Annotated in this window: 4 protein-coding genes; 2 read left to right on the forward strand and 2 right to left on the reverse strand. The window is 66.4% G+C overall.

Annotated features, from left to right (window positions below):
• The first annotated feature begins 105 nt into the window (after window positions 1–105).
• Together C722_RS0113235 and treA are read left to right on the forward strand one after the other, a co-directional pair.
• Window positions 106–2,019: a PAS domain-containing sensor histidine kinase gene (locus C722_RS0113235; protein WP_017640956.1), complete on the forward strand. Its 1,914-nt coding sequence runs from the start codon at window positions 106–108 to the stop codon at window positions 2,017–2,019.
• Between the two features lie 99 nt (window positions 2,020–2,118).
• Entirely contained in the window at window positions 2,119–3,762 is a 1,644-nt protein-coding gene (gene treA, locus C722_RS0113240; protein WP_017640957.1) for an alpha,alpha-trehalase TreA, read from the forward strand.
• Between the two features lie 315 nt (window positions 3,763–4,077).
• Here treA and C722_RS26445 read toward each other — a convergent pair whose 3' ends face one another.
• Window positions 4,078–4,230 (reverse strand): hypothetical protein, encoded by a 153-nt coding sequence (locus C722_RS26445; protein ID WP_017640959.1) that lies wholly within the window; start codon window positions 4,228–4,230, stop codon window positions 4,078–4,080.
• 64 nt (window positions 4,231–4,294) lie between these two features.
• Entirely contained in the window at window positions 4,295–6,106 is a 1,812-nt protein-coding gene (locus C722_RS0113255; protein WP_017640960.1) for an ABC transporter ATP-binding protein, read from the reverse strand.
• Window positions 6,107–6,210: the final 104 nt, after the last annotated feature.

The raw sequence follows: 6,210 nt of genomic DNA on the forward strand, positions 1-6,210 counted from the left end.
TCGAAGCGCAGCGCGAAGCGAAACGATGAAACTGTTAACGTAGACAGGTTCGCCGTCTTTGATGGCGTTATGACATCTCCTTTTCCTACCGGCCACCTACCCACCATGTCCCAATTCCTTGCCGTCGGCCTGTTCGAATACGATCCCAGCCGCGCCGAATGGCGCGCGGATGCCGCCTGTGCGGCCATGCTGGAACGGGACGCCGAGGCGCTGGCCCGGGGCCTTCCACCCGCCGAGGTGCTGAGCGGCCTACAGAGTCGCAGTACGCCGCCCGAGGGACTGCTGCCCGCGCCAGGGCAGGTCTGGGAGGCCTGGCACCAGGGTGCCGATGGCCAGTTGCGCTGCCTGCAGTTCCAGCGGCGCGAGGCCGGCGGCGTACTGCTGGACGTCACCGCGCAGCGCCGCCATGAGGCGGAACTCTGGCAGGGCGAGGCCTTCAAGCGCAGCGTCATGGTCTGCAGCGTCGACTGCATCAAGCTGATTGATCTGGAAGGGCGCCTGGAATACATGAATCCGGGCGGCCTGATGGTCATGGAGATCGATGACTTCATTCCCTTCCAGGGGCGCCTCTGGGCCGAACTCTGGCCCGAGGGGCAGCGTCACGAGGTGCTGGCCGCGATCGAGGCGGCGCGCCACGGCGGCATCGGCCGCTTCACCGGGCTCGCGCCCACCGCCAAGGGCACCCGGCGCTGGTGGGACGTGGTGGTCACGCCGATCCTGGGCGATGACGGCACCCCCCTGAAATTCCTCTCCATCTCTCGCGACGTCAGCGAAACCGTGCGGGCCCGCGAGGCCCTAGACGAACTCAACCGCAACCTGGAAGAGCGCATCGAGGTGCGCAGCCAGGAGCTGGTGGCCCTGGAAGAGGAACTGCGCCAGGCGCAGAAGATGGAAGCCATCGGCCAACTCACCGGCGGCATCGCCCACGACTTCAACAACCTGCTGACCGGCATCGTCGGCTCGCTCGACCTGATGCGTCGGCGGGTGCAGCAGGGACGCATCCAGGAGCTGGAGCGCTATCTGGACACCGCTACCCGCTCGGCCGAGAACGCTGCTGCCCTGACCCAGCGCCTGCTGGCCTTCGCCCGCCGTCAGGTGCTCGAACCGCGCCCGGTGGATGCCGGTCAGCTGGTGCAGGGCATGCACGAGTTGCTGCGCCACAGCCTGGGCAAGAAGATCCGCAAGGACGTCCAGCTGGACGCCGACCTCTGGCTGCTGCATTGCGATCCGCACCAGTTGGAAAACGCCATCCTCAACCTGGCCATCAACGCCCGCGACGCCATGCCCGAAGGCGGCAACCTGAGCATCCGGGTAGAAAACGTCAGCGGCCCCCTCAGCATCGGCTTGCCGATCGAGACGGTGGCCGGTGATTTCGTCCGTATCCAGGTCTGCGATACCGGCACCGGCATGGACGCCGATACCCTCAAGCGTGCCTGCGAGCCCTTCTTCACCACCAAGCCCAGCGGTCGTGGCACCGGTCTCGGCCTGTCGATGATCTATGGTTTCGTCCGCCAATCCGGCGGCCAGGTGGAAATCCACTCGGTGGTGGGCGAGGGCACCTGCATCAGTCTCTATCTGCCGCGGTTGCTGGCCCAGCCCGAGGTGCAGCCCACCCCCAGCGAAGCCGAAGGCCCGGTGCTGCCGGAAGTCTCCGGTGACTGCGCGCTGATCGTCGAGGAAGAGCGCGAGGTTCGCGTCATCATCGGCGAGGTGCTGGCGGAACTGGGCTACACCCCGCTGGCGGTGGCCGACAGCGCCACCGCGGTTGCCCTCATCGCCTCGGGCACCCTGCGCATCGATCTGCTGGTGACCAGTCTCGGCCTCTCCGGGCTGGATGGCCGGCAACTGGCCGAGCAGGCCAGGGCCACCAGCCCCGGACTGCCGGTGCTCTATCTGTCCGGCCAGGCCGATCCCGCGTCCTTGCCGGAGCTGGCCGAGGAGGGCGTCGAACTCATCGGCAAGCCCTTCGGCCTGGAGGAACTGGCGCGCAGCGTGAGGCGTCTGCGCCCGGGTAGCTGAGCCCGTCGCGGCGAACTGTCGCGGCGCTTCAGGGTCGATCCTTTCGTGTCGCAACGTCTGTTGCGGCTGCTGTCGTGTCGACAAGAAAAGGAGCGCTTCATGAAACGCCTGCCACCTGCGCCACCCGCGCGGATGCTCGTCCTGTCCCTGTCCATCGCCTTTCTCGCCGCCTGCGCCCATGAGGGCAGCAAGCCGGAAACCCCGACCTGGAGTTGGCGTGACGCCAGCAACGCCCGCGCCGTGCCGCCGGACCAGGCCTATCCCGAGCTGTTCGCCGCGGTGCAGCAGGGCAAGCTGTTCACCGACCAGAAGCATTTCGTCGATGCCCTGCCCAAGCGCAATCCGGCCGACATCCGCCAGGACTACCTGGCTCAGCGCGACAAGCCGGGCTTCGATCTCAAGGCCTTCGTCAGCGCCAACTTCGAAGAATCCGCTCCGATCAAGGCCGAGCCGCCCAAGGCGGGCGCCGACCTGCCCACCCACGTCAAGGACCTCTGGCCGGTACTGACCCGCCATTACGAACAGGTCCCGGCCTACAGCAGCCTGTTGCCGCTGCCCAAGCCCTATGTGGTACCGGGCGGTCGCTTCCGTGAGGTGTACTACTGGGATTCCTACTTCACCATGCTGGGCCTGGCCAAGGATGGGCGCACCGACCTGGTCCGCGACATGGTGGACAACTTCGCCCATGAGATCGACGTCTACGGCCACATCCCCAACGGCAATCGCAGCTACTACCTGAGTCGCTCGCAGCCGCCGTTCTTCGCCTACATGGTCGACCTGCAGGCCAGCCTGGAAGGCGATTCCGCCTATCGTCGCTATCTCCCGCAGCTGCAGAAGGAATACGCCTACTGGATGGCCGGCGCCGAAGGGCTGCAGGCAGGCCAGGCCAACGCCCATGTGGTCAAGCTGGCCGACGGCACCCTGCTAAATCGCTACTGGGACGCCCGCGATACCCCGCGCCAGGAGTCCTATATGGAAGATCTGGCCACCGCCGCCCAGGCCAAGGGTCGACCGGCCGGCGAGGTCTATCGAGACCTGCGCGCGGGTGCCGAGAGTGGCTGGGACTTTTCCTCGCGCTGGCTCGGCGATGGCAAGACCCTGGCGACCATCCGCACCACCGCCATCGCCCCGGTGGATCTGAACAGCCTGCTCTATCACCTGGAACAGACCATCGCCAAGGCCTGCGAGAAGACCGGCGAGGCCAGTTGCGTCCAGGCCTACAGCCAGAAGGCCAAGACCCGCCAGCAGGCCATCGATCGCTACCTGTGGAATCCCGCCGGCTACTACACCGACTTCGACTGGCAGGCCAAGCGCCGCACCGACAAGGTCACCGCGGCGACGTTGTTCCCATTGTTCGTGGGTGCGGCCAGCCAGAGCAGCGCCGACCAGACCGCCGCGACCGTGGCCAACCAGCTGCTGCGTCCGGGCGGCATCGCCACCACCACGGTCAAGACCGGCCAGCAATGGGATGAGCCCAATGGCTGGGCACCGCTGCAGTGGGTGGCCGTGGATGGCCTGCGCCGCTATCAGCAGGACAAGCTGGCGGCGGACATCGGCACCCGCTTCCTGACCCAGGTGCAGAATCTCTACGCCCGGGAGCAGAAGCTGGTGGAAAAATACGACCTCACCGGTGGCCAGGGCGGCGGCGGCGGCGAGTACGAGCTGCAGGACGGCTTCGGCTGGACCAACGGCGTCACGCTCAAGCTGCTCGAACTCTACCAACCGCAACCCGGCACGAAATAAGGCCAAAGAAAAGGTCCGCCATGGCGGACCTTTTCATGATGCGGAATACCCGTAGGTTGGGCTGAGACAGCTCCATCGTCGAAGCCCAACAAACCTGTGCCGACCTGAAAAACGTTGGGCTTCGCTGCACTCAACCCAACCTACGGGCCGCTATTTCCCCCTCTCCCTCCGGGAGAGGGCTGGGGTGAGGGCAAACCCTACGCCTGACCCGTCACAGCGGATCCACCGGCGGCGCATCGTCTTCGTCCGCGGGCAGCTCCGCAGGATGCAGCCCTTCCGGATCTTCATCCTCGGGCAGCGGCAGGATGGCTTTCATCAGCTGTACTCCGGATTGCGCGGATTCTTCTGCGGCAGGCGTTCCTCAACCGGCTTGTCATCCGGATTATCGCCTACGGGCTCTTCGGGGTCGGGCGCGATGTCCGGATCGATGTCCAGGTCGTCGGGGTTTTCCTTGATCTGATCGTTCATGCGGCCTCCGCGAGTGGTTGTTAAGGTTGGGCAGAGCGCCCTGCGCGAAGTTCGCCACCGGCGATCAGCGATAACCCCGGGCCTGCAGATCGAACAGCTGAGCATAGCGGCCGCCGCTGGCCAGCAATTCCTCATGATCGCCACGCTCGCGGATCTCTCCGTCTTCCAGCACCAGGATCTGATCGGCGTTGCGCACGCTGGAGAAGCGATGGGAGATCAGCAGGGTCATGCGTTGTTGCGCCTGGGCCCGAAAGCGCTCGAAGATCACCGCCTCGGCCGCGGCGTCCAGGGCGGCGGTGGGTTCGTCCAGCACCAGGATGTCGGCGTCTTCGCGCATGTAGGCGCGCGACAGGGCGATCTTTTGCCACTGCCCGCCGGACAGCTCCTGACCGCCCAGGAACCAGCGCCCCAGTTGCGTCTCGTAGCCTTCGCGCAAACCAGCGATGACCTCGTCGGCCAGGCCCTGCTCGGCTGCCTTGCGCCAGCGCGTCTCGTCGTGGAAGGCCGCGGTATCGCCGACCCCCAGGTTCTCGCCGGCGGTGAGCTGGTAGCGGATGAAGTCCTGGAAGATGACGCCGATGCGCCTGTGCAGCGCCGCCGGCTGCCACTCCTGCAGATCGCTGCCATCGAGCAGGATACGGCCACGCGTCGGGCTGTGCAGGCGGGTCAGCAGCTTGATCAGGGTGGTCTTGCCCGAACCGTTGGCGCCCACCAGGGCCAGGCTCTGGCCCGGCGCCAGGTGAAAGCTTATGTCCTTGAGCGTCGGCGCGGTCGCACCCGGATAGGTGAAGCCGACCCCTTCGAATCTCAGGCCGTCGCCAGGCTGGCTGCCCGCCGTGAGGCTGCCGCCCTCGGCGCTGGTCGGCTGGCCCAGGTAGTCATAGAGATTGCTCAGGTAGAGACTGTCCTCGTAGAGGCCGCCCAGGGCGGTCAGGCTGGCGCTGACCGCGGCCTGACCCTGGCGGAACAGGGTGAGGTAGAGGGTCATCTGGCCCAGGCTCAGGCGGCCGCGCACAGTATCGAGCACCACCCAGGCATAGGCGGCATAGAAGGCGAGGGTGCCCAGCAGGCCAAAGACGAAACCCCAGCCGTCACGTCTCAGGGTCAGGCGGCGGTCCTCGGCATAGAGCTTGGCGAAGGTGGTGCGATAGCGCTCCAGCAGCAGCGGCGCCAGGCCGAACAGCTTGACCTCCTTGATGTAGGCCTCGTGGGAAAGCAGCGTTTCCAGATAGGTCTGGCGGCGGGTCTCGGGCGCACGCCGGCTGAACAGCCGAAAGGCATCGCCGGAAAAGCGCGCCTCGGCGAGGAACACCGGCAGGGCGCCCACCACCAGCAACAGCAGCGCCCAGGGCGAGAAATGCACCAGCAGCACGGCGAAGCTGACCAGGGAGATGAGGTTCTGCAGCAAGGTGAGGGACTTGGTCACCAGGGCCAGCGGTCGTATCGAAGCCTCGCGCCGGGCTCGCACCAGCTTGTCGTAGAACTCGGCGTCCTCGAATTGCGCCAGCGACAGGGTCTGGGCCTTTTCCAGGATCAATAGATTCACGGTCTGCCCAAGGCGTACCCGCAGCAGCGATTGCTGCACCGACAGCAGCCGCTGGGCGCCCGCCAGGGCCGCCAGTACCCCGGCTTCGGCCAGCACGAACTTCAGCACCGGCCATAGCGGTGCCTGGCCCTGGTCGGCATGCAGCCGCATGGCCGCCACCACGGCATCGACGATGCGCTGCCCCAGCCAGGCGGCCAGCGCCGGCAGCAGGCCGGCGACCAGGGTCGCCAGGATCAGGCTGATCATCAGCGCGGGTGAGGTACTCCAGACCAGGCCGGCGGCGCGGCGCATCTGCTGTTGCACGATAGCGAAGGAGGTCGAGAGGGCCATGGCGGATCTTCGGCGGGGTCAGCATTAGTCGAGGCGGCGATCGCCATGTTCCCCAGGCTATGGCAAAAGGCTTACACCGACTGGTGTCACCTGGCCATGTTGCT

Origin of the sequence: Pseudomonas sp. 313 (assembly GCF_000316965.1) — a bacterium.
Classification (GTDB): domain Bacteria; phylum Pseudomonadota; class Gammaproteobacteria; order Pseudomonadales; family Pseudomonadaceae; genus Chryseomonas; species Chryseomonas benzopyrenica.